Genomic DNA, 22,432 nt, shown 5'->3' on the forward strand with positions numbered 1-22,432 from the left:
TTCAACGAACGGGATTGGTTTTGTCCAGCCAGCCGAGCAGTGCCTCGTGGAATTTCGCCGGCTCTTCCATCTGCGGCGCGTGGCCCATGCCGGGGAATTCCACCAGCGTGGACTGAGGAATCAGTTTTGCCACCTGCTTGCCCAGCACCTCGTAGTGGCCGATTTTGGCTTTCACTTCGGGCGGCGCAATGTCCTTGCCGATGGCGGTGGTGTCGGAAGTGCCGATCAGCAGCAGGGTCGGCATCTTCAGGTCCTTGAACTCGTAGTACACCGGCTGGGTGAAGATCATGTCGTAGATCAGCGCCGAGTTCCATGCGACCTGAGTCTTGCCCGGGCCGTTGCTCAGGCCCGCGAGCATGTCGACCCAACGGTCGAATTCGGGTTTCCAGCGGCCGTCGTAATAGGTCGTGCGTTCATAGTCGCGAATGCCCTGGGCGGTGACTTTCAATTCGCGCTGATACCACTGATCGACGCTGCGATACGGCACGCCGAGGGCTTTCCAGTCTTCCAGGCCGATCGGATTGACCAGCGCCAGTTGCTCGACCTGATCCGGGTATTGCAGCGCGTAACGGGTGGCGAGCATGCCGCCGGTGGAGTGGCCGAGCAGGGTGGCTTTCTGGATGCCCAGCGCCTTGAGCAGTTTCTGGGTGTTGGCCGCCAGTTGCTGGAAGGTGTACTGGTAGTGATCGGGTTTGCTGGAGGTGCAGAAACCGATCTGGTCCGGGGCGACCACCCGGTAGCCGGCCTCGCTCAGGGCCTTGATCGAACTGTCCCAGGTCGCGCCGCAAAAATTCTTGCCGTGCATCAGCACCACGGTGCGTCCGTTGGCCTTGCCATCAGCGGCGACGTCCATGTAACCCATCTGCAGCGACTTGCCCTGGGACTGAAAGGCAAAGTGCTTGAGGGTGTAGGGATAATCGAAACCTTGCAGCTCCGGCCCGTATTGCGGGCCTTCGGCGTGAGCAAGCAGGGGCAGGGCGGCGGTCAACACCAGGCCGGGCAGCCAGCGGGTCAGCGACACAGACATAGGACAACTCCACAAGAAATCGGCCGATGCTGGAACGGCCGGATTAGGGCGACGTTAAACACAGGCAATCCCCGGGCCGGATCGTTCAACCGAGCCAGCCAAGGGTGAGCATCGCCAGCACCCCGTAGCGGGCGCCTTTGGCGAGAGTGACGATCAGCAGGAATCGCCCAAGAGGTTCGCGCATGACCCCGGCGATCAGCGTCAGCGGATCGCCGATCACCGGCAGCCAACTGAGCAGCAGGGACCAGTGACCATAGCGCTGATAGTGAACGCGGGCGCGCGCCATGTGCTTCGGGCTGACCGGAAACCAGCGCCGGTCCTGAAACCGTTCCAGCCCGCGCCCCAGCCTCCAATTCACCAGCGAACCCAGGACGTTGCCCAGCGTGGCTACGGCCAGCAGCCCCCACAACCAATAACGGTCGCTGACCAGCAGCCCGACCAGCACGGCCTCTGATTGCAGTGGCAATAACGTCGCCGCACCGAATGCGGCCAGGAACAGCCCGAGATAACCCGCCGTCATCAATGGGCCGGGTAATCCGCCACCACCACATCGGCACCGTCTTTCTTCAGGCCGATCACCTGATACGCATCGCTCATGCCGTCCATTTCCATGCCCGGCGAGCCCATCGGCATGCCCGGTGCGGCAACGCCCAGCAGGTCGTCACGTTTGCTCAGGGCCAGCACCTGTTCCGCCGGAACATGGCCTTCGACGAATTTGCCGTTGATGATTGCGGTGTGGCAGGACGCCAGACGTGGCGGAACGCCGTGTTGCTGCTTGAAGCTGCTCATGTCGGATTCGACGTGGTCTTCGACCTTGAAGCCATTGGCTTCCAGGTGGCTGATCCACTTTTTGCAGCAGCCGCAGTTGGCGTCGCGGTGGACTTCGATCGGGATAAGGTCGGCGGCTTGCGCCAGGGAGGAGATGAACAGGGCGCTCAGGGCGGCCAGACGCAGGTGGTTTCGCATGGAGGGCTCTCGGATCAAAGGAGGAACGGTCAAAAAAGGAAGGCATTTTGACCTGTTTTTCCTGCCGGGCATCAACGGAGTGTTTCCAAGTGATACGGGGCAGGCCTGCCAACAAGATCGTAGATCAAAGCTGACAGGCCACTGAGCGCAAGATGACAAAACCGTCAGCGAACCTTGAAGCGCCCCATGATCGCGCTCACCCGGCTGTTGGCTTCCAGCAGCTGACGGGTGTTGAGTTCGCTGGCCTGGCCGCTTTCCACCAGCTCGTCAACCATGTGGCGGATCTGCACCATGCTGCGGTTGATCTCTTCGGTGACCGCGCTTTGCTGCTCGGCGGCGGTGGCGATCTGGGTGCTGAGGCTGTTGATGTGGCTGACGGAGCCGGCCATCTCGTCGAGGCCGCTGTTGACTCGCGCAGTGGCGTCGGCGGCCGACTGGCAGCTGGCCTGGGTGTTTTCCATGGCGCTGACCGACGAGCTCACACCTTGGGTCAGACGGCTCAACATTTCGTTGATTTCCGAGGTGCTGGCCTGGGTACGGGCGGCGAGGGCACGCACTTCGTCTGCCACCACCGCAAAACCACGGCCCTGTTCTCCGGCACGCGCTGCTTCAATTGCCGCGTTAAGCGCCAGCAGGTTGGTCTGGCCGGCGATGGCGCCGATCACGCCGAGGATTTCGGTGATGCGCTGGGCGTCCTGCTGCATGCTTTCGACCTTGTGGGTGGCGCTGGCCACTTCGTCGATCAGTGCGACCACGCTGCTTGACGCTTCGCCAACCACCACTCGCGAACGGTCGGCGTTTTCGTTGGCGCGCTGGGTGAAGGCTGCGGTTTCAGCGGCATTCTGGGCGACGCTTTCAGCGGTCGAACTCATCTCGTTGATGGCGGTGACGGTCTGGTCGGTTTCCGAAGCGTGGCGCAGCAGAATCTGACTGGTGTGCGCCGAGGTACGCTGCAGGTTGTCGAGGCTCGAAGCCATTGCACCAGTGGCCTGGGTGACTTCGCCGATCATGTTCTGCAGATAGGCGATAAAGGTGTTGACCGAATGCCCGATGGCGCCGAGCTCATCTTCAGCGCGGATGGTGATGCGCCGGGTCAGGTCGGCATCACCGCTGGACAGCGAATCGATGTTGGCTTTCAGCGCTTTCATGCGCGAAACCAGTTGGCGAATCGCGTAGACCTGCAACAGCACCAGCAGGATCACCAGCGGAATCTGCAGCAGGCTCAGGCTGCTGAGCACGTCGTCACGCTGGGCGGTGAGCATTTTGGTCGGCAGTGCGGTGGCGAGGAACCACGGGGTGCCTTCGATCGGGCGCATGAAGAAGGTGCTGGCTTCACCGTGGTTGTCGAATTCGACGCGCTGCGCCTGCTCGCGATTTTGCAGTCCGGCCTTGACCTGGCTGGCGAAGGTCGAGCCGCCGGCCAGTTCGCTGATGTTCTTCAGCACGATCGGCCCGCTGATGCGCGAGCTGTTGCTGATGATCTTGCCGTCGGCCTCGACGATCAGCATTTCGGCGTTGAGGTCTTTTTCCTTGCGCGCCACCAACTCGTTGAAGAAGCCCAATGTCACGTCGATGGTCGAGACGCCCCAGGCGCTGCCGTTTTTCTGGATGGCCATGGCGCAGTTGGTGCGCGGTTCGGCGCTGGCGTCATCTTTATAGGCAGCGGCCCAGGCGCATTGGCCGCGCGGGGTCTGCATGCCGCCCTTGTACCAGCTCTGGTCGTAATAGTTGGGGGCCGCGTCGCTGTTCCAGAAGGTGTTCACCGCCAGTTTGCCGGAGGCATCGCGGTGCCAGAACGTACTGAACTTGTTGCGTCCGGCCTCACGCTGACCGGGCAGCGGCCAGATGCCGCCGCCGAAGACTTTCAGTTCGCCGTATTGATCCACCAGCCCCGGCAACACGGTGTCGATGGCCGCGCTGTCGAGCAGCGGGATGGTCTGGGTGATGCTGCGCTGTTGCGCCTGGACCTTGTTCAGTTCGCCCTGGATTTGCTCGGCCACTTCAGCAATGCGGTTGAGCACCACTTGCTCTTCGGTGTGGCGCAACTTGGGCGCGACCAATTGGCTGATGCCAACCACGGTGAGCACCGACAACAACAGAATGAACAGAACCAGAAACAGCGTGTAACGAGCCTGAATGGTGCGGAATGCGGGCATGGAAACCGGTCCTTGAGCAGGGATTCTTATTGTGGGCAGGGGAAACAAACAGCGCGGGTTTCCTAACGTATCGTCGGGTCTTCGGGAAGCTTTAGGTACTTTCGTCCTAAAAGAGGCGATCCCGACCAAAGGAACGTATCGGGTCTGATACACGATAACTAACCGTCCCGAACATTAGAGCAATAAATCCACTTTCATCACATTGTCATGAACGCTCTAGTCCCGTATTTCCGGGGCTGTTGCCGGTTTGTATCGTGAATGTACAAAAATTGTAAAAAAGTGCAGAAAGGAGTTGGTGCCATTAGTTTGCCGGCCGATACTCCGGGCAATTCAAAAGTGGTTCAACAAGGAATTTTTCATGTTTTCCTCGCAAGGAGCTTGCTCATGACTATCGGCTATACCGGTGCCTGGCAACCCAAGGCGGGTTTGCTGGTTCGAGATACAGGAAGCTCGAGCAAACCGGTTTCTCAAAGTGTGAAGGTCAAGCAGATGCTGGCCCTGGTCGGCAACGACCCCACCGCGATCAGTACCGCAGAGATGGACAAGCAGGGTCTGCACAAGAACATCAAGGGTTTCGATCCCACCAATGTTTCAGCCAAGCAATTGGGCAGCCTCAGTGCAATGTTGCGTAGCCGGGGCCTGATTTCCGAGATCACGTCCATGACCTTGCTCAATGCCGGCGACAAGTTCGATCGCTTCGGCATCCAGAAGGATCCGGATGCCAAGTTCAATGCGCTGGAATATTTCGCGACACAACTGGATACCATCCAGAACAACAATCTCAAGGGCAACAAGTACGCGAATACGTTGATCCCCGAGTACAAGAAAGCCATTTACGTACTGCAGAACCTGCAGACTTACGGTCAGGGCGGGGAGCGCAAGCCTCCTACCGATCAAGGTGTCAAAGCCAAGGCATGATAGACAGGGCCCGCCCCGGTAACGGGGCGGGCCCTTTCGTTTATGGGCGATTGCCGCAAGCGTGGAGTTTTGGGCGCAAGGCGACCTGCCGCTGCATCCCGTCATGCAACCGCTGCATCTGCGGGCAATGCAGCGTCAAGGATTTTGGCTGGAAACCGCGATGAAAAAGCGCCAGCCATCCTGCACTTCTGTCATCGGGCGCCAGCCCGCTGAACACGAACCCCATCGTCGATAACCGGCGCCAGGCATTGTCAAACCCTTGTGCCAGCCTGAGCCTGATCGAAATCAGCCAATGTCCGGGCAGTTGTTGCAGCTGCTTGATCAAACTGTCGTCCACTTCACTGAAAATCCCGTCATATCGCCCCCATCGCTGTTCCAGCTGCGCCGGTGCGCCGACCCAGGGCGACACGTTCGACCGCGTTCCGAACACGTCGCACATCTGCTGCATGAACTCACGGCATTCGTCCGGCCAGGTCAAGGCCGGCAGCGGGCGCTGATAACCATCGACCGGGGCGTAACCCATTACCAGCGATTCCGTCACCGCGCCGCCAAAGGGCGACGGTGCATGGTCGGGCAACAAGCCGGTGTTGTGAAAACCAAGGCCGGCAGCCATTTTCTGGGTGTAGGGATGATGGGTCATTTGCTTGATCGTGACCCCCTGATATCCCAGCGCCTGCGCATGGATCAGCAACTGTCGACTCAGTTGCGTGGCGACGTTTTGCCCACGGATCTGCGGATCCACCACGCTCAGTGCCAGTTCGGCGAGGGACGATTCTTTGTCGAGAATCAATGTGGAATGCCCAGCCACTTGACCGTTCGCCACCGCCACCAACGAGTGCCAGCGGCCGTCGGCATGGTTCTGGCTGATCATCCGGGGCAGATACACATGCGGCTGGGCGTAATGGTCGCCGTAGATCTTTCTGAACAGGCGACTGACCGCCGGAGCGTCACTGGTGCGGTAGCCTCGCAGGGTGATCGCTTCCATCAGCAAGGCTCCTGGCCAGTGCCGTTGTAGACGCGCCGATCGAGCACACGTTGACGCTTGCCGGAGCGTGGATGGCGTGCCAGTTCCTGAACCTTGCAGCAGCGAATCCGCAATACCAGCAGGTGATCGGCGCTCAGTTGCTTGATCAACGGATAGTCTTCGATCAAGGCACTGTGCAGCGTCTGGTCGGCCTCAGCGTTCGCAGGTGTCAGGGCGTCCGGCGCCCAGTGCAGGCTCAGGATATCCATGGCGCCGTCCTGCTCGATCACCAGTTGCCAATCATCGCTGCCGGTGACGCGCCATACGGTGTCGCCGATCGATTGCGGCAGCAGGTTCAGTATGCCCACCCGCACGCGCTGGCTGTCGGCGCAGCGGCCCATCAACGCGAACTTGCGCCGGGGCGTTCCCGACGGCTCTCGCCAGCAAGCACGATCGCCCACCGGGTAGCGGATCAGGGGCATCAAACGGCGCGTGAGATTGGTCATCACCAGGCGCCCGACCCGGTCGCATTCATCGATCACTTCACCGGTGTGCTCGTCGAGAATTTCCAGCACACCGTGACTTTCGGGGATCCGATGCTCGCCCAGGGCACAGTCACGATGGCTGGCGCCAATGAATCCGGCATCGACACTGGCGTAGCCGATGGAGGCCACCCGGGCCTGGGGAAACACTCGCGCCAGCCGCTGCAACTGAGCATCAAACAGGCTTTCACCGGCGTAGAGCAGGGTGGTGACTTCCTTCAGAACCCGGCCGTGTTGTTCGAGCCATGCTGCGAAAGTCAACAGGTGGGCAGGCACACCGGCCAGGACGTTGATCCGGTGCCGGGTAATCGCATCGGCCAGGACACTTGGGTCGATATGGCCGGTGAAGGGAAACTCGATAACCTCCGTTTGTACATGCGCCAGCGCATCGTGGGTAAAGATGAAACTGGCATACAGGTCGCCGACGAAAAACAGGTTGGCGACGCGGTCGCCGGGGCTCAACTGCGAGCCGAGACTGCGACCGAAGTCCGCCACCAGCGTCTGCCATTCCTCGCGCCGGAACAGTGAAAACTTGCCGTCACTGGTAGTTCCTCCCGTTTTGAGGATCAGCGCGTCATTCAAAGGCGCCGTCATGACGGGCCAGTGGTCGAGGTCATGACTGCCTTTCCAGTAAGCAACGGGGTCAATCACCGGCAATTGTTCCAGAGATGTGACGGGCAGGGAAACGTCGGCGAAGTGGTTCGCATAAAAGCCCGAATGCTCTCGTGCAAACGTGACCAGTTCTTGCAGTTCAAACCCTGTGTTCATGAGCGGCTCCTTGCCTGTTTGCGCGGGGACCGACACCCCGATTGTCGATCAGCAGCGGTGTCTTGCCGCTGTGTTTGTTACGAGTAAATCCGTCGCTGCAGCAGACCTCCACGTCCACGGTCAGAAGACCCGTCTGGATGAGCGTGGCCAGCGTCGGATACTCCAGCAGGCGACGCTGAACATCATCGGGTTGCCGTGGACTGCGAAAGCGCATGCGCTCGAGTCCGTCGGGGGCATGTTCGAGGATCAGCTGGAACTCGGTCTGCAGGTGCTCCGCCAGTAGCGCCAGGCAGATGAAGTCCGTGCCGATGCGCATCAACCTGCCGTGACGTTGCAGCAGTTCGAAACGCGGCGTGGGCAGCCCGCAGTCACACAGGCCCGGAATCCAGCGGCCGCTGTCTCCGACGTCGTAGCGCTGCACGTCCTGCCCTTCACGTTCGATGGAGGTGAACACCAGACGCCCGGTTTCACCGCCGATCACCGGCCGATCGGCCTCGAGTTCGACGATTTCCAGGTGCTGGATATCGCTCATCAGATGAAACACGCCATCGCCGGTGGCCGGGCAGGCATGGCCGAGCGGCCCGGCGTCGACACTGCCGTAAACGGCCGATCGGATCAGCCCGACGCCACAGTCGCGCATCAGCGCGAGGCTTTGTTCACCGGGGTGTTCGCCGCCGAGGAAGACCTTTTCGATCCCGCTATATTCGCGCAGCCGTGCTTGCTCATTGAGGAACAGACGGTTCAGGGTGCTGGGCATGCCGACCAGCACGGTGACGCGTTGGTCGATGATTATCTGCGCGATCTCGCGGTAATCGTCATCGGCCGGCGCGCCCATCGGCAGGTGCGTGGTCCCCAACATTTCCAGCACTTTGGAAAAACTGAAGAAACCGCCATACAGCCCGCCACTGAAGAACAGGTTCATCACCCGGTCGCGGCTCGGGTCGAGACCCGCCGCGAACAAACCGTCGGCGGTGGCGCGCATCTGTCGATCAAAATCGCGGTAGCTGTAGCCGGCCAACGCCGGGGTGCCGCTGCTGCCGCCGGAGCGGAAGTACAAGCGGGCCGCCGGATGGATCGGGCGGGTGACAAAGGTGTCCTTGCTCATGATCGGCAGATCGGCCAGGCAGGGTGGTGTCGGCAGCAGATCAAGCGTGGCGCGGGTTATCAGCGCCGTGGCCGGCAGGCTGACCGACACGCGCCGGCTCAAGCGTTGCAAGGCATACACACCGTCGTGGGGTTCTCCTTCGTAGCCGTCGTGAATCAATTGCACCGGGGTAACCCGTGTAACGCCCGCAGCGATCAGCGTTTGAGCCAGTTCGGCCATTTCGTGTTCGGCACACATCAGCGCGGCGCTTTGCAGCACGTTTCGCCAAGGCAAGAGCACCTCGCAGGCTTGCGCGCGCGGCAGGGGTTTAAGCAACAGGCTGCGAAACAGCGGCGAGGGGCCGAGTGTCTGGTCGTGGCTCCAGATGACGCGCCAGTCCGGTGTTTGCCAGACCTGACCGCTGACACCGGCAAAGCTGTGAGCCAGTCGCGCCATCGCCGTGCGGGTGGTGATTTCCGAGGCCTCCTGAATCGACGGCAACAGGGCTGGCCAGTGTCGGGCGCGGCGTTCGAACGCCTCGGCAAGGCCCTCGCCGATTGAACGCAAAGTGTTTTCATCGTCACTGTCCACCAGCAGCCATTGCGGGCTGGAGCAGGCCTGCTGATCGAGGCGGCAGACTTCATCGGCCACGGCGTCCAGGGCTTGCGGCGTGACCGCTGCCGGTGTCAGGTAGACGAAGCTGATGCGGTGGCCCCAGTCGATCCAGCGACAGCCGGGCGCCAGTTGCTGGCGGATGGCTTGCAGTGCTGATTCACCGCCCCACGCTGAAACGCCGTTGGCCTGTTGGCACAGTTGACCGATCTGGGCCGTGCTGGCCGGAACGACGGCGACATGCGCGGCGATCTGGCCGGTCGCATCGCACTGCGCCAATTCATGAAGTAATTGCGCCGTCACACCCTGATCGCTGCTGCTGGGGCGCAACCAGTTGACGTTGCCGGCCAGCAGGCCTTCGATCACCGCACAGAAAGCCAGCAGCGGCGCATTGCCGGGGGTGATGTGGACCACCAGGCCCAGCGGGCTCCAGCGTTCAAAGCGTGACTGGCGATAGTCGAGGCGACGCAGGCTGCCCGGTTGCTCGCCGAGCTCGCGCTCAAGCTTGCACCGAAGGCCAGCGGGTTGGCAGAACTCGATCAGTGACTGACGTTGCTCGGCATCGATGGGCAATGCCCTGTGCGGGTCTTGCAGACGTTCGGCAAAAGTGGCTGCTGCGCCAAGCACAGTCGACGTGTCGAGCGCCGTGGCCAACCGTCGTGGCAAATCCGGATAAAGTTGTTCCAGCGCGAATTCCAGAGTGCAGTCGTTGTGAAGCTTTCCGTTGATCAGGTACATATCAATGCTTCCCCAGCAGTTCAGAGGCGGCCAGGGCGCAGCTTCGACCGGCCGTGGTGGCGGCGCGGCCATGCAGTTCGAACCAGTCGCTGGTCAGCCCGCAGTCGCAACTGGCGCCTGGATGCAGGGTGGCAAGATCGCTCATGACCACCGCGTGCGCGGGGCTCGATGAGATGTAAGGCGAGACAAAGCTCAGCAAGCCCTGACGACCGTAAGGCTGAACCGTAAAGTCAGCGGGATGGCGCACGAAAACCTTCGAGTAGACGGGTACATGGAAACGGTGCTGAGCACACTCTAGATAAGGCACCGCATGCTCGACGGCGCCGTAGCCGTCACGGCAGTGGGACATCTCGATGCCCAATTGGCAGTGAATGCGCTCGTACAGTTGCTGGCGGGGAATCTCTTGCGCCGCGTGGGTTTTCCAGCCGCCGCCAAACAGCGTCAACGAGCCTTGCGCCAGTTGCAGATCAGCCATCCCGGTCGCCTGCATGCGTTGCAGGGTCTGCCAGAGAAACGCCGGGAAGCCGAAGATCCGCACCGGCAAACCTTCTTCGGCGAAGGACTGCAAGGCAGCGATCACGCCAAAGCCGTCGAATTCATGACCACCGCCCGTACGGCGCAGTGCGTAGGCCACACGATTGACGGGGGCGAAGCGGCATAGAAACTGATCGGTGAATGACGTTCCCAGGCTGATGCTGCCCTGGGGTTCATAGCTCAGCAGCAGGTAGTTGCACGGAGTGTGCGGGGTGTCCCAGTCATAGTGCTGGAAAATCCGCTCGACCATGTTCTGGGCCGCCCCCAGGCTGCGTTCGTCGTAACGCATGCGGCTTTTCTCGCCACTGGTGCCGGAGGAGGTGAGTTCCAGCGCGTCCATCCCGGTGGGGCTGAGCAGGACCTGGCGCTTGAAATAACTGGCGAAGATCGGCGGAAGGCGTGACCAGTCATCCAGATGGTCCAGGTCACCTGCGTTCAGGCCGTTGGCATTCAACCAGTGTTCGTATCCCGGAGTGTGCTGGCTGTGAAACCGGCTGATTTCGGCCATGGCCTGGTTAAACAGTCCGTCCGGCACGGAATCCGGGCAATAGGGTTGCGTCAACGCGCAGAGCGCGTCGCTGTGGGGGAAGTGAATCATCAGGCGTCCTTGTCGTTATGTTGAAGAGGCGGAATCTGCCGGGACGTGTGGCAGAAACCGGTACAGCAGGGGCAGGCTGAGCAGACCTCCCAGCGCTGCCAAGATGGCGAAGGATTCAAGACGGGTGCCGCCGCCGATGGCAGCGATCAACGAACCACCGACACCCATCACGGCAATCGAAATCATGCCGATCGCGGCAGACACCAGACCTTTGCTGTCATCGCTGGAAAACAGTGCCAGCCGGTACAGCGCGGCGTTGCTCATGCCCAGCCCCACGGCGTACAACGCAAGGCCGGTCATCAAGCCTGCAAGGGACAGGCTGCTCAGTGCAGTGACGATCAGGGTCAGCAAACCCAGGCAGAACGGCCAGAGCGCCAGACGAATCAGTTGCGGCAGATCCCGCAAGGCCAGCAGTCGATCAAGGATCAGATTGCCGACAATGACTGCCGAGAACACCGGAATCTGCCACAGCGCATATTCGCGCGTGGTCAGTCCCAGTAACTGGACGAGCAGCAGCGGCGCCAGTCCGATCCAGGCAATCAGCGGCAGGCTCATCAAGCCCAGCGCCAGGCAGATGCCGACAAACCGGTGATTGCGCAGCAGTGCAAGGTAGCGACTGCTGATCTGGCGAAATGAGAAAGGAATCGGTGCTTGTTGACTACCATCGTGGCGGACAACGCCGATCGTCTCCGGCATGCAGACATGCAGTCCGATCCAGGTCAGTGCCGCGATCAGTCCCAGACCGAGAAACAACTCGCGCCAGCTCAGCCACTCCAGCAGCAGACTGCCGAGCAGCGGGCCGAGCAGGGGCGAAAGCAGGGCGACATTGCCCAGCAGCGCCATCAGGCGGACCGCATCGGCCTCGCAGAAGACTTCCTGAAGCGCGGGGTAGCTGACCGCTACGACAAACCCCAAACCCATGCCTTGCAACAGGCGCAGGGCGTTGAACACTTCGATGCCGGGCGTGGCGACAGCCGTCGCACAGGTCACGCCGAACAGCGCACAACCGCCCAGCAGCAGCGGGCGCCGACCGAACCGGTCGGACAGCGGCCCGATCAGCCATTGCAGGCAGACACCGCCGATCAGGTAAAGATTGAACGCGTTGGGGATGTGAGCGGCATCGGCTTCGAGATCCCGGGTGACGGTCAGCATGGCCGGCATGACCATGTCACTGGCCATGTAGGTCAGCCATTCGAACAGCGTGATGGCCAGACAGAAGCCGAGCGCCCGGCGCGGCGGGAGGTTGATGAGAGTTCTTTGCATGCGCTTCCTGGACAGTTGAGAGGGAGCGCAAAGGGTAGGGAGGGGAAGTCATTGTTCCTACGTCGTTGGTGTGACGGTCTGTGACTTCGTTATGCGTGATGTTGCAGAGGGACACTTTCTTGCTTGCACAGGTGAAGCGCCCTACAGCATTGATCGCCGATCGATAAAAAAAGCCCACATTCCTGTGGGCATTTTTCCTGACGCTAAAATCCGTTGTTGCATTTGAACGGACGGACGCTGGCATCCTTTCCGTGAGATGACTTAACGATGGTAGTAATAGCCCGGGCCAGGCCCATAGTGGCGATGATCGCCATGCCAGCCGCCGTGGGGAAAGATAATGCAGCCGCTCAGGGTGAGCAGTGCAAGGACAGGAATCAGCCAGGTGATTCGACGCAGCATTTCAAGGATCCTCATGGTTAACGCCGTTTGAAGCCAAAGCTCTTCATCGGCTGTAACATGAGACCCCGTTTACCGCGGCGCATCCCCGTCAAACGGTATGCGCATGGCATCAATGCCGATACAAACCCGATACATTCCAACGGTTCAGGAACCTGTAATGACCCATAAGCAACGCTTGATATATTCGATTCTGATCGCCGTCGCCGTACTGCTGATCATGCTCGGCCTGTCCTGGCTGCAAAACGCCGGCAAGCTCAGCGAGCAAACGTTCCAGTACATCGCCATCGGTGTGGCGGTGGTGGTCGTGGTGATCAACGGCGTGATGCGCCGCAAGGTCAAGCCCTGACGGCATCTGCCGGGTGCTTCAATCGTTGTTGAGCACCGCGGCAGCCTGGGGATGGAGGCTGTAGCTCTTGTCGTCGTTGAACGTGATCACGCCTTCGGCGCACAGGCGCTTGAGCACTTCGCGCACGCTGAGAAAGGACAACGGAATGTCCAGATCCAGCAGTTGGCTATGCACGCCACGCACACCCAGGCGACGGTCGTCCTCGGCGGCGACCAGCAGGGTGTCGATGACTTTGAGGCGAATCAGACTGGTGCGCAGGCCGAAGCTTTTAAGCAGCAAACGGATGCGCTCATTGCCGTGACGCTCGACCCGTTGCCCGAATACGTCGACGTGCGAACCCATGGGCGCTCCTTGTGGGGTCTGGCTACCTTCCGATGGTAGGGGTGGGTTGTACATGCGATTACTCCTTTCAGAGCCTGATCAGGAAAGGTTTTTTGTGCTCTCTCTAAACAAGACGTTTCAGCTCGACAAATCATGAAGCGAAAAATGTAGAAAATTTGTCGTCGTTTCGTCTTTTCCCCGTGATTACGGTTCGAGACGGATGTGTGGCTGACTAAATTTTTTTTCCGCGGCTTCGTTTTCTGGACAGGCTCATTGCGCGTGACGCGTGGGTGATTTCAGAGCGAGCCGGGCCCGACGTGTTCACGGTGGCGGGCGGTTCGCTCTTCGGCATTTCGATCAGGAGCGAGCGTGACTATTTCCAGGCAATTCACCGGACTGACCCTTGCCGGCCTGTTTCTCGGGCTGAGTCTGTCGGCGCAGGCGTTCAGCCCTTCCGGCCAGACCGGCGCCGATATCCGTCGCACAGGTTTTGGCGTACCGCACATCCGCGCGGAAAACGAACGTGGTCTCGGGTTCGGCATCGGTTACGCCTATGCGCACGACAATCTCTGTCTGCTGGCCAACGAGATCGTGACGGTCAATGGCGAGCGGTCGCGGTATTTCGGGCCGGAGCAGCTGACAGTCGAAGAGCGCGAGAACCGCGTCAGCGACGTGTTCTTCCAGTGGCTCAACACGCCGCAGGCCGTGAATGCCTTCTGGCAGGCGCAACCGGTGGAAGTGCGTGATCTGGTGGAAGGTTATGCCGCCGGCTACAACCGTTATCTGGCCGAGCGCCGTCAGCAGGGACTGCCCCAGCAGTGCCAGGGCGAATGGGTGCGCGACATCGCTGCCGAAGACCTGGTGAAGCTGACCCGTCGCCTGCTGGTCGAGGGCGGCGTCGGCCAGTTCGCCGAAGCCTTGGCAGGTGCTACACCCCCGCAGGCCACTGCGCAGATTGGAAACGATGCCCGGGCTTATCAACTGGCTGAAACGCGCCAGCAACGCTTCGCCCTGGATCGTGGCAGCAACGCCGTGGCGGTGGGCAGTGAGCGCTCGTTCAATGGCCGCGGGATGCTGTTGGCCAACCCGCATTTTCCGTGGGTCGGCGGCATGCGCTTCTATCAGATGCACCTGACCATTCCTGGCAAACTGGATGTGATGGGCGCGGCGCTGCCGGGCCTGCCGATGATCAATATCGGCTTCAACCAGCACCTGGCCTGGACCCACACTGTCGACTCGTCCAAGCATTTCACCCTGTATCGTCTGCAACTCGATCCGAAGGATCCGACCCGTTATCTGCTCGACGGCCAGTCCCTGCCGATGAACAAGCAGACGGTCACGGTGCAGGTCAAACAGGCGGACGGGCAGGTCGTGCCGGTCCAGCGGGATGTCTACAGTTCGCAGTTCGGCCCGATCGTGCAGTGGCCTGGCAAGCTCGACTGGAACAATCAGTACGCCTATAGCCTGCGCGATGCCAACCTCGACAACGACCGGGTGCTGAAACAGTGGTACGCCATGAACCGCGCCGGCAATCTCAAGGATCTGCAGGATTCGGTGCATACCATCCAGGGCATCCCGTGGGTCAACACCCTGGCTGTGGATGACAAGGGCCAGACGCTGTACATGAACCTGTCGGTGGTGCCGAATGTCAGTGCCGACAAGCTGGCCAAATGCAGCGACCCACGCGCCGGTTTGAAAATGATTGTGCTCGACGGTTCCAACAGCGCCTGCGCCTGGGACATCGACCCGCAAGCCGCACAGAAGGGCATTTACGCGTCCAGCCAACTGCCGCAACTGTTGCGCAAGGACTTCGTCCAGCACTCCAACGACTCGGCGTGGCTGGCCAACCCGGCGCAACCGCTGACCGGCTTCTCGCCGCTGATCAGTCAGGACGGCCAGCCTCTGGGCCTGCGCTCGCGCTTTGCGCTGGATCGTCTGGCGACCCTGAGCAAGAAAGGCCCGGTGTCGGTGCAGGACCTGCAACACATGGTGATGGACGATCAGGTGTTCCTGGCGACTCAGGTGGTGCCGGATCTGTTGAAGTTCTGTGCTTCCCAGCCTGAGGCAGCGCTGAAATCGGTGTGCAGCAGTCTGAAAGCGTGGGACGGCCGGGCGAATCTGGAGTCGGGCATCGGGCTGGTGCATTTCCAGACCATCATGCAAGCGATGCAGGAATCGCCGCAGGCCTGGCGTGTGGCGTTCGATCCGAAGGATGCGCAACACACCCCGCGCGGACTGGCCATTGAAAAGCCCGAAGTGGCCAAGGCACTGCGCGAGGCCATGCTGGCGTCGGCCGAGTCCGCCACCAAAATGGGCCTGACCGAGAAAACCCGTTGGGGCGATGTGCAGGTGGTCAGCAGTGGAGGACAGCAAACGCCGATTCACGGTGGCCCGGGCACGCTGGGCATCTACAACGCGATCCAGAGCGTGCCCCGTGAAGACGGCAAGCTGGAGGTGGTCAGTGGCACCAGTTACCTGCAAGTCGTGACGTTCGACGACAAGGGGCCGCATGCCCAGGGTTTGCTGGCGTTCTCGCTGTCCAGTGATCCGGCGTCGAAGTATTCCCGCGACCAGACCGAGGCGTTCTCGAAGAAACAGTGGAGCGTGTTGCCATTCACCGAGCAGCAGATCAAGGCAGATCCGCAGTATCAGGTGCAGACCGTGCGTGATGATCTGGAAAAGGCGGGGAAAGTCGCGGCGCAGTAATCAGCTGTTCAACCCGTCGATAACCGCAAAAGCAGAAGGCCGCTCCCTCACGGGACCGGCCTTCAGTTTTTTGGCGGTTGCTGCGGCATCGGGTTGATCACCGGGTTGCCGTCCTTGTTGCGGGTCAGGAACACCGGCAGGACTTTGGGCAGTGAGCTTGCGAAGCTGTTCAACTCTTTGATGTTGTAGATGCCGCCAACCCGGATCGATCCGGTCGCGCTATCGGCAAGCATCAGAGGTTTGTCCAGGTAACGGTTGATCAACGGCAGCGCGTCGTTCAGAGCCAGGTTGTCGAGTACCAGTTTGCCGTTGCGCCAGGCCAGCGAAGTGTCGCTGGCATAGGTCTGGCTGATTTGCGGCATGAAGTCGCCGTGTCGGTAGCGAGCCTGCATCGAAGGGCCGAGGCGCAAGCCATCGCCTGGCAGCTGAGCGTTGCTGGTGACCAGTACCGAACCTTCGATCAAGTTGACCTTCACCTGATCCTCATACATCCAGACGTTGAAACGGGTGCCAGTGACGCGAATCCTGCCTTCTGCAGCCCTGACGACGAAAGGGTGGCTCAGGTCATGGCTGACTTCAAAGAAGGCCTCACCCTTTTTCAGGGTGACGCGACGCTCGTCCTTGTAATTGCTGTAGGTCAGTTCGGTGTTGAGGTTCAGCTCGACCTGACTGCCGTCGCCCAAAGTGACGTGGCGCACATTGTCGGTGGCGGCGAAGTGCTGATAGCTGTTGGGCAGCCACCCCAGATTCCACCCGGTCCAGGCCGCCAGCGGGAGCGCCAGCGCGCAAACGGAGGCGGCCACCGCGTATTGGCGCCACGTCCGGGCCGGCGGAGTGATCGGTATGACTACCGCAGGTTCCGGGCGTGGCAAATGTTCGGCGACATCCCAGATCTCCAGCATCGCCTCATATTCGAACGCGTGAAGCGGGTGCGCATCGCACCACTGGTCGAACGCCTGCCGCTCTTCAGCGGTGCAATCGACGGCGTGCAGACGCATGCACCAATGCGCGGCGGCATCGGTGATCGCATCGTATTCGGCTTCCGAGAGGGTGTTCTGGGTCATTGACTCATCCTGATTTCCCGCATTCTAACCTCGGGGGGGAGGTGCCGAGAACAACCGTCATGGCAATTACCCATCAAACGTGGAACTTTTTTCGCTCAGACGCCCCAAAAACCAGGACGTTTCGTGAACATTAACCACAAATGGAGTGAAAAAATGATCAAAAGAACCTTGGCCGCTTTCGTCGCCACCGCCAGTCTTCTGAGTGCAGGCGCGGCACTGGCTGACCGTCCTGGCGCAGGATGGATCACCATCGAGAAGGCCATCGAGATCGTCAAGACCAAGGCCGGTTATGTCGAGGTCTACGAGATCGAGGCCGACAATGACGGCTATTGGAAAGGGGAAGGGCGCAAGGCTGACGGTGTGGTGTACGAATTCCGCATCGACGGCGCTTCGGGCAACGTCCTGCGTGACCAGAAGGACTGAGTCTCACGGTTGTCGAGCAATGCGCAGGTGTCGAACCTGCGCATTTTTTTTTGGGGTCAGACGGTCGGGACAGGATCCAGCTGGCGGCCGACTTCGCAGATCAGCAGGGCGATCGAGTCCGCGTTGTGCAGGATGACACCCACCCGGGCATCCGATGACTGCTGATCCATGAACGCATTGCGCGCCTCGTTCATTGTCGTACTGTTCGTTTGCTTGAAAATTTCCGCAGCCGTGGTCTCTTTTTCGGGAATCCTGTCAAAGTCGATCCAGATCGCGCGATCCGGATTCCATTCCGCGAACAGTTGTGCCCGGGGTGTGGCCAGTGACAGCGCCATTCTCCGTTCGTCCTGCAACGACCGGAGCAACTTCGCACCGTCGGGTGTCACCGCCGATATCAGGTCACAGAAAGGCTCACGCCCGCGTACGGTTGCGATATCCCAGGCGTTGCTCAGTTGATGGGCGAGTTCGTGGATCAGGGTTTCGGCTTGCGCATGACCGTCAATATCAAACCCTTGAGCAACGACCGGGACGTAGTCACCCAGGTCCTGGTCAAAAAAGTGCTGGGTGAAATGGACCTTGTTCTGCAGATCGCCATCGAGGACAAACGCAATCACGTCGTGGAACCAGTTGGTCGAACCGACGATGAACCGGTCGGTGTTGAGCAAATCATCAGCGGGATCTACCAGGGCGTTGCAGATCGGCAAGATCGCGGTTTTTATCCTGGCCAGGATCTGCGTTGTGAGACGCGGGACATCAAAAAACTCCATTAGAAACCGGTTGACCCGTCCACCGGGCACAGCGGTTATGTCCAGAATCGCCAGGTTGTGCAGGCAGTTGAACGCATAATCCCGGGCCAGCCCCACTGCGTGCCCGAGTACCCGCGCTTTTTCAGGGTAGCGTCGAGTAATTTCTTCCATGCCGTGCGCTTCGATGTTGAGCATCGTGCGGCGCAGGCGCGTGTATTTGTTGTGCTCCAGCATTCTGGAGAAGGCTTTGCCGAAATGAACGGTCTGGCCGTGCGCGATCTGTACCATCCGCGAACCGTTTTTCAACAGCAACGGGCCGCGTTCCTCAGCTTTGGCCAATTGCCAAGCCGAACCCTGCTTGACGACCCGGTAGACCTTGCCATCAACGGCCGCATAGCTGCGGTTGTTCGCGGCGTTCTGATAGACGCCCTGAGCCGCGCTGTACGTGAGGTCCTTGAGCGCGACATCCGTCGCCTCGAAAGGCTGCAGGCGTGTGCGTTGTGGCGAGGTGGTTTCGATCTCGGCCAAGGTCGGTGCAATCGGTTTTTCGACTTTTCCAGTGCCGGTTGCGAGCGTCTGTTCGCCGACCTCGGCGCTCGTGCGTTCAGCCGACATTTCCGGCAAAAGGCCGACAAGCACCATCTGCTCCGCGCCGTCGATAAAAGATTTCAGTGCTCTTTTCCAATGATGATTCTGCAGGGCTTCGGCCGAGTCCTTGAATTCGTCGTAGGCTTGCCAGAGAAAGCGCCCATAGGCGAGTTTGCCTTGCAACATGTCCGTAACCTGTTTGATCTCGTCACTGAACAGGACTTTGGCGTTGTCCCAGTCGGATTGCCCGTCGCTGTCTTTCTGCGACCCGAGCATTTGTTTCAACACATCGAGGTTGTCCTGAAACAGCCGCTCCAGCAGGTTGCCCCCGATCGGGCGGTAATCGAGCGTTATTTCACTGGTCTGGCCGAGGGTGTCGGCGAACAGGCTGCGAAATGTTGCGCGTTGTGTGGGTGGCAGACGACGGAACAACAGGTTCTGCAGCAGCCCCGGAATATTCAGGGCGGCGATCAGACCCTGTTCATCGGGGAATTCGTGAAAGGCCTGCTCCGCATACGGGGTATAAAGCACTAACGGGCCTTTGTGCCCGGTACCGGGAGCCAGCACATACAGTCCACATGTTTCGACGGCGTTGGCCTTTTCCGTCTTGATCAATGACAGCGGACACACGATCGCGTGTGTCCCGGCGACGGCGGCGCGGGCGATGGCATCCGGCATGTCCAGTACCTGGCGGATGTAACTGAAGGCTTTCTCGGACAAATGCTGCTGAAGTTTCAGTGCATGAGCGTGTTGCAGCAATTGCCAGGGCGCCTGGCGGAAAAAAACCTGCTGTCGGCCCATACCCGCCACTGATGTCGTCGATAGCGCGTCACGGACCTTGTCGCTGTAGGTGGTCGGTATCGCCAGGGACAGCAGTAGTTGTGTCACGGCGCTTTGGTTCAGCCCGTCTGGAAGCGCCTGGGTGGTTCTCGAGGTGACCTTGAAACCGGTGCCCTGGGCGATGTTGATGTGATTGAGGGCAAACTCGACCAGGTTTCTGGCGGGCCCGGCCAGCGCCAGATTGGGCGTTATCTGAATGTGCCGGGGATTGAGCCCGCTCTTGGGGAATCGACTGTCGAGCAGTGATTTCAAGGTCTGCTCGACATGGCTGACCAGCGTCGGCACGCCTGTCAGGTAGTCCTTGTCGTCGACGACACTCTGGCGCCACTGCTCCATGAGTTCGACGTGCAGTTTCTGTTCCGCGTTCGCTGCCATGCCCAGCCACGCCGGGTAGGTCTGTTGTGTGGCAATGGCCCGGGCATGGGCGGTCGCCAGTTTGAGGTTGGTGTGAAAAGCCTGATTGCGCAGTTTCGTCAGAGCATTGTTGCGCCTGACGGGATCTTTCACGCGGGTGCGCACCTGCTCGCAGCGCCCGAGAAAATGCTCGATGGCCGATTGCACGCGATTGTGCAGCACGTTGTGTTCGATGATTTGAAATGCCCCAAGGGTGTAGCGCTGGTGGGGCTGAAACTGCGCGGGCAGCAGGTTTTCCAGTAACGACAGACGTTGCACGCTGTGCAGCAGCCGCTGATCGAGCATGCGCCGTGCAGCGGCGACAGTGTCGAACACTTCAATGCCCAGCGCGGGCGTCCAGATCACTGCCCGCCCGGAGTGACTGGCGTCCAGGCCGCCGCGCTCGGTCATCAGCAGGCAGTGGGCGAGCGGCAGCAGATCCTGCTGACCGGAAGACTCAAGGCTGAGTGTATAGGCATCGGGGCGAAAGCCCTCGAGGGAGTGCCGCAACGCACGGGTCGGCTGATCAGCGTTGATCACGGTGTTGACAATTGCCTGTACGGAGGCCGACAGGCTGTCGCCCAGCACCCGCAACCGGGCTTCGCCGGTGACACCGATAAACCATGCATGAGCAAGCGTTGACTTCAGGCTTTCGAGAAACGGCCGTTGGGCCTCCTGATGCGCCATGGGTTGTGTTTCGAGCATCGCGACAAGCGGGCCCTCGACGCTGCTGAATGTCTTGATCGCCGCGCGCGCCTTGTCTGCCAGTACCTGAGAGGGTTGCTGGTTGCCTGCCAGCACCGGATGCGTGCTCCATCGACCTGCACTGTCCAGCGCCAGCAAACGCTCATGAATCATCGAGCGGATGTCCAGGCTCTTGTCGAACAGGGCGTGCAGATTCACCGCGCCATCGCTGTGGCGAAACACTTGCAAGGCGTATTCGATGTTTTGCCGCTGCTTGGTGATGATCAATTCGAAGAGGATCTTGAAGATTTCTCCGATGATCCGGTCTCCCGACACCTGCGGCTGGTCGAAACCCAGAAACCGGTTGCGCTCGTCAAGGCTGAGCAGGCCGTAGAGTTCGTCTTCGTGGCCCTTGGCAATGAACTTGCTCTGCAACGTCTGTTTCAGGTCTTTGTAGTCGGTGAGAACTTGCAGGCCCTGCACCGGCGTGTAAAGAAATGCCTGGCTGGCGCTGATCATCAGCGACCCCGCCAGTTCGACGTAGTTGGCTTCGTGCTCCCAGAGCCGCACGGTTTCGGTGAGAGGGCGTTGCGGGCCTTGCGCGTCGTGCGTTATCAGCTGATGCAGTGCGTTGAACTGTGTTGCATCGAGAATGCCGCTTTCGCGTTTGATCATCCATTCGCTGCGTGCCTGGTCTTGCAGCACGTCGGCGAAGAACGTGCGGCGCGGCGCGCCGTCTGCAGATGCCGCATTCCAATAGTGTTCCAGTTGCCGGAAAAGCAGCGCTGGCAACATGCCGGACGCGCTTTTGACAGCCTCTTCCCATTGCGCTTGATCGCCTTTGGTGACCGATCTGCCTGGGTTGCTGAACTCCCGCAGTGCGGCGGTCGGCCACTGTTGATGCCGGTAATGCAACAGCACCGCATCGCTCAGGCTCATGGAGTCGAGCCAGTGTCTGGTCGGCGTCGCGGCATCGGCGCCGGTGGCATCGTCCAGGGTGTAGAAACCGACACGAGTACGGTTTTGCTGCAAGCTGCCGAAATGCGACTTGAGCAATTCATCCAGAATGCTTTCCAGCAGGTGATTGAGCGTCGGCAACTGCTCCAGCTCCGCACGCATGGCCTGCGCATTCAGAACTTGCCCCTGTTGGATGGCCGCGGTGTTTTCATCGAATACATCACCTTCGATGAGGCTGAACGACACCGTTATGTTTTCGGCATCGAACAGCCGCTTGCGTTGCGGCAACGACAGGAACGCAAACAGATTGGCCTGGTCGTCAGGATTGTTCAGTCGCCGCTCCAACTGTTGTTTCAAGTCGGCGCGGTCAGGGTACTTCTTGAGGCCGTCATACACGGTGTACAGGATCTGGGCTTTATTGACGGGCGTCTCGCCGAGAACGAACGCACCCGGCAACGGCAGCGGCATTCCCTTGCCAACATTGAGCAGGATGTGCTCGGCGCGCATGGCCGGGGTCTGCTGGCTGCGCAAGGCATGGGTGGACAGCTTTGCATGGGCGAGCCATCTGAATTCGTGCTCCGACAGGCCATGGGCCTTGCCCAGCTCGGTCCAGAGACCGGGGGAGTCAAGGACTTCGGGGAACAACAAGGGTTTGATGGGGGCAGACATTGTCGAGTCTCTCGGGAGCGTGCGCTGGCGCACGCGGGTGGGTCGAGACGCAAGGCTAGGGCGGCTGAAGAGGCCGAAGGTGGTAGATAAATATTGCGGGGTTGACAGGTAACCGGCCGGCCATGG

General features: G+C 60.4%; 17 protein-coding genes. 4 read left to right on the forward strand and 13 right to left on the reverse strand.

What is annotated here, in order from left to right; genetic code table 11:
• Window position 1 precedes the first annotated feature (1 nt).
• The 4 genes from ABFB52_RS14220 to ABFB52_RS14235 form a co-directional block, all read right to left on the reverse strand.
• Window positions 2-1,027: an alpha/beta hydrolase gene (locus tag ABFB52_RS14220; protein WP_102686261.1), complete on the reverse strand. Its 1,026-nt coding sequence runs from the start codon at window positions 1,025-1,027 to the stop codon at window positions 2-4.
• Window positions 1,028-1,112: 85 nt separating this feature from the next.
• Window positions 1,113-1,547 (reverse strand): YqaA family protein, encoded by a 435-nt coding sequence (locus tag ABFB52_RS14225; RefSeq protein WP_129972787.1) that lies wholly within the window; start codon window positions 1,545-1,547, stop codon window positions 1,113-1,115.
• On the reverse strand, window positions 1,547-1,993 hold the full coding sequence (locus tag ABFB52_RS14230; RefSeq protein WP_007957572.1) for a DUF411 domain-containing protein: 447 nt from the start codon (window positions 1,991-1,993) through the stop codon (window positions 1,547-1,549). Before ABFB52_RS14230 ends, ABFB52_RS14225 begins: the two co-directional genes overlap by 1 nt.
• A 164-nt stretch (window positions 1,994-2,157) precedes the next feature.
• Window positions 2,158-4,149 (reverse strand): methyl-accepting chemotaxis protein, encoded by a 1,992-nt coding sequence (locus ABFB52_RS14235; RefSeq protein ID WP_085745812.1) that lies wholly within the window; start codon window positions 4,147-4,149, stop codon window positions 2,158-2,160.
• Window positions 4,150-4,533: 384 nt separating this feature from the next.
• Between ABFB52_RS14235 and ABFB52_RS14240 the strand changes: the two genes are divergently transcribed.
• A complete protein-coding gene (locus tag ABFB52_RS14240) occupies window positions 4,534-5,067 on the forward strand; it encodes a hypothetical protein (protein ID WP_085745811.1) in 534 nt (177 codons plus the stop codon).
• Between the two features lie 40 nt (window positions 5,068-5,107).
• On the opposite strand, the gene ABFB52_RS14245 is transcribed toward ABFB52_RS14240, so the two are convergent.
• The 6 genes from ABFB52_RS14245 to ABFB52_RS14270 all read right to left on the reverse strand — a co-directional run bounded on the left by ABFB52_RS14245 (window position 5,108) and on the right by ABFB52_RS14270 (window position 12,569).
• The gene (locus ABFB52_RS14245) at window positions 5,108-6,052 is read right to left on the reverse strand and encodes a GNAT family N-acetyltransferase (protein WP_129972786.1); all 945 of its coding nucleotides are present in this window, start codon (window positions 6,050-6,052) and stop codon (window positions 5,108-5,110) included.
• Window positions 6,052-7,341, reverse strand: coding sequence for an AMP-binding protein (locus tag ABFB52_RS14250; RefSeq protein ID WP_129972785.1), 1,290 nt, complete (start codon window positions 7,339-7,341; stop codon window positions 6,052-6,054). The genes ABFB52_RS14245 and ABFB52_RS14250 overlap by 1 nt, the downstream gene beginning before the upstream one ends.
• Window positions 7,325-9,775: an aldehyde dehydrogenase family protein gene (locus ABFB52_RS14255; protein ID WP_129972784.1), complete on the reverse strand. Its 2,451-nt coding sequence runs from the start codon at window positions 9,773-9,775 to the stop codon at window positions 7,325-7,327. The genes ABFB52_RS14250 and ABFB52_RS14255 overlap by 17 nt, the downstream gene beginning before the upstream one ends.
• A 1-nt stretch (window position 9,776) precedes the next feature.
• On the reverse strand, window positions 9,777-10,907 hold the full coding sequence (locus ABFB52_RS14260; RefSeq protein ID WP_129972783.1) for an acyl-protein synthase: 1,131 nt from the start codon (window positions 10,905-10,907) through the stop codon (window positions 9,777-9,779).
• 15 nt (window positions 10,908-10,922) lie between these two features.
• Window positions 10,923-12,170, reverse strand: a complete 1,248-nt coding sequence (locus tag ABFB52_RS14265; protein WP_129972782.1) for an MFS transporter — start codon at window positions 12,168-12,170, stop codon at window positions 10,923-10,925.
• A gap of 261 nt (window positions 12,171-12,431) precedes the next feature.
• A complete protein-coding gene (locus ABFB52_RS14270; protein WP_007957554.1) occupies window positions 12,432-12,569 on the reverse strand; it encodes a hypothetical protein in 138 nt (45 codons plus the stop codon).
• 157 nt (window positions 12,570-12,726) lie between these two features.
• Between ABFB52_RS14270 and ABFB52_RS14275 the strand changes: the two genes are divergently transcribed.
• On the forward strand, window positions 12,727-12,915 hold the full coding sequence (locus ABFB52_RS14275) for a hypothetical protein (RefSeq protein WP_007957552.1): 189 nt from the start codon (window positions 12,727-12,729) through the stop codon (window positions 12,913-12,915).
• A gap of 18 nt (window positions 12,916-12,933) precedes the next feature.
• Here the strand turns inward: ABFB52_RS14275 and ABFB52_RS14280 are convergent, their stop codons facing one another.
• A complete protein-coding gene (locus tag ABFB52_RS14280; RefSeq protein WP_085745805.1) occupies window positions 12,934-13,311 on the reverse strand; it encodes a fe2+ zn2+ uptake regulation protein in 378 nt (125 codons plus the stop codon).
• 294 nt (window positions 13,312-13,605) lie between these two features.
• Here ABFB52_RS14280 and ABFB52_RS14285 point away from each other — a divergent pair, with 294 nt between their 5' ends.
• Window positions 13,606-15,942 carry an acylase gene (locus tag ABFB52_RS14285; protein ID WP_129972781.1) on the forward strand — a complete coding sequence of 779 codons (2,337 nt, stop codon included), beginning with the start codon at window positions 13,606-13,608 and terminating at the stop codon, window positions 15,940-15,942.
• Between the two features lie 62 nt (window positions 15,943-16,004).
• On the opposite strand, the gene ABFB52_RS14290 is transcribed toward ABFB52_RS14285, so the two are convergent.
• Complete coding sequence (locus ABFB52_RS14290; RefSeq protein WP_129972780.1) at window positions 16,005-17,006, reverse strand: FecR family protein; 1,002 nt, start codon at window positions 17,004-17,006, stop codon at window positions 16,005-16,007.
• Between the two features lie 153 nt (window positions 17,007-17,159).
• Here ABFB52_RS14290 and ABFB52_RS14295 point away from each other — a divergent pair, with 153 nt between their 5' ends.
• Window positions 17,160-17,429 carry a PepSY domain-containing protein gene (locus ABFB52_RS14295; RefSeq protein ID WP_085745803.1) on the forward strand — a complete coding sequence of 90 codons (270 nt, stop codon included), beginning with the start codon at window positions 17,160-17,162 and terminating at the stop codon, window positions 17,427-17,429.
• A 56-nt stretch (window positions 17,430-17,485) separates the two neighbouring features.
• On the opposite strand, the gene ABFB52_RS14300 is transcribed toward ABFB52_RS14295, so the two are convergent.
• Entirely contained in the window at window positions 17,486-22,306 is a 4,821-nt protein-coding gene (locus ABFB52_RS14300) for a DUF6543 domain-containing protein (RefSeq protein ID WP_129972779.1), read from the reverse strand.
• Window positions 22,307-22,432: the final 126 nt, after the last annotated feature.

It is taken from the genome of Pseudomonas sp. 9.2(2024) (genome assembly GCF_039695385.1).
GTDB classification, from domain to species: domain Bacteria; phylum Pseudomonadota; class Gammaproteobacteria; order Pseudomonadales; family Pseudomonadaceae; genus Aquipseudomonas; species Aquipseudomonas paraglycinae.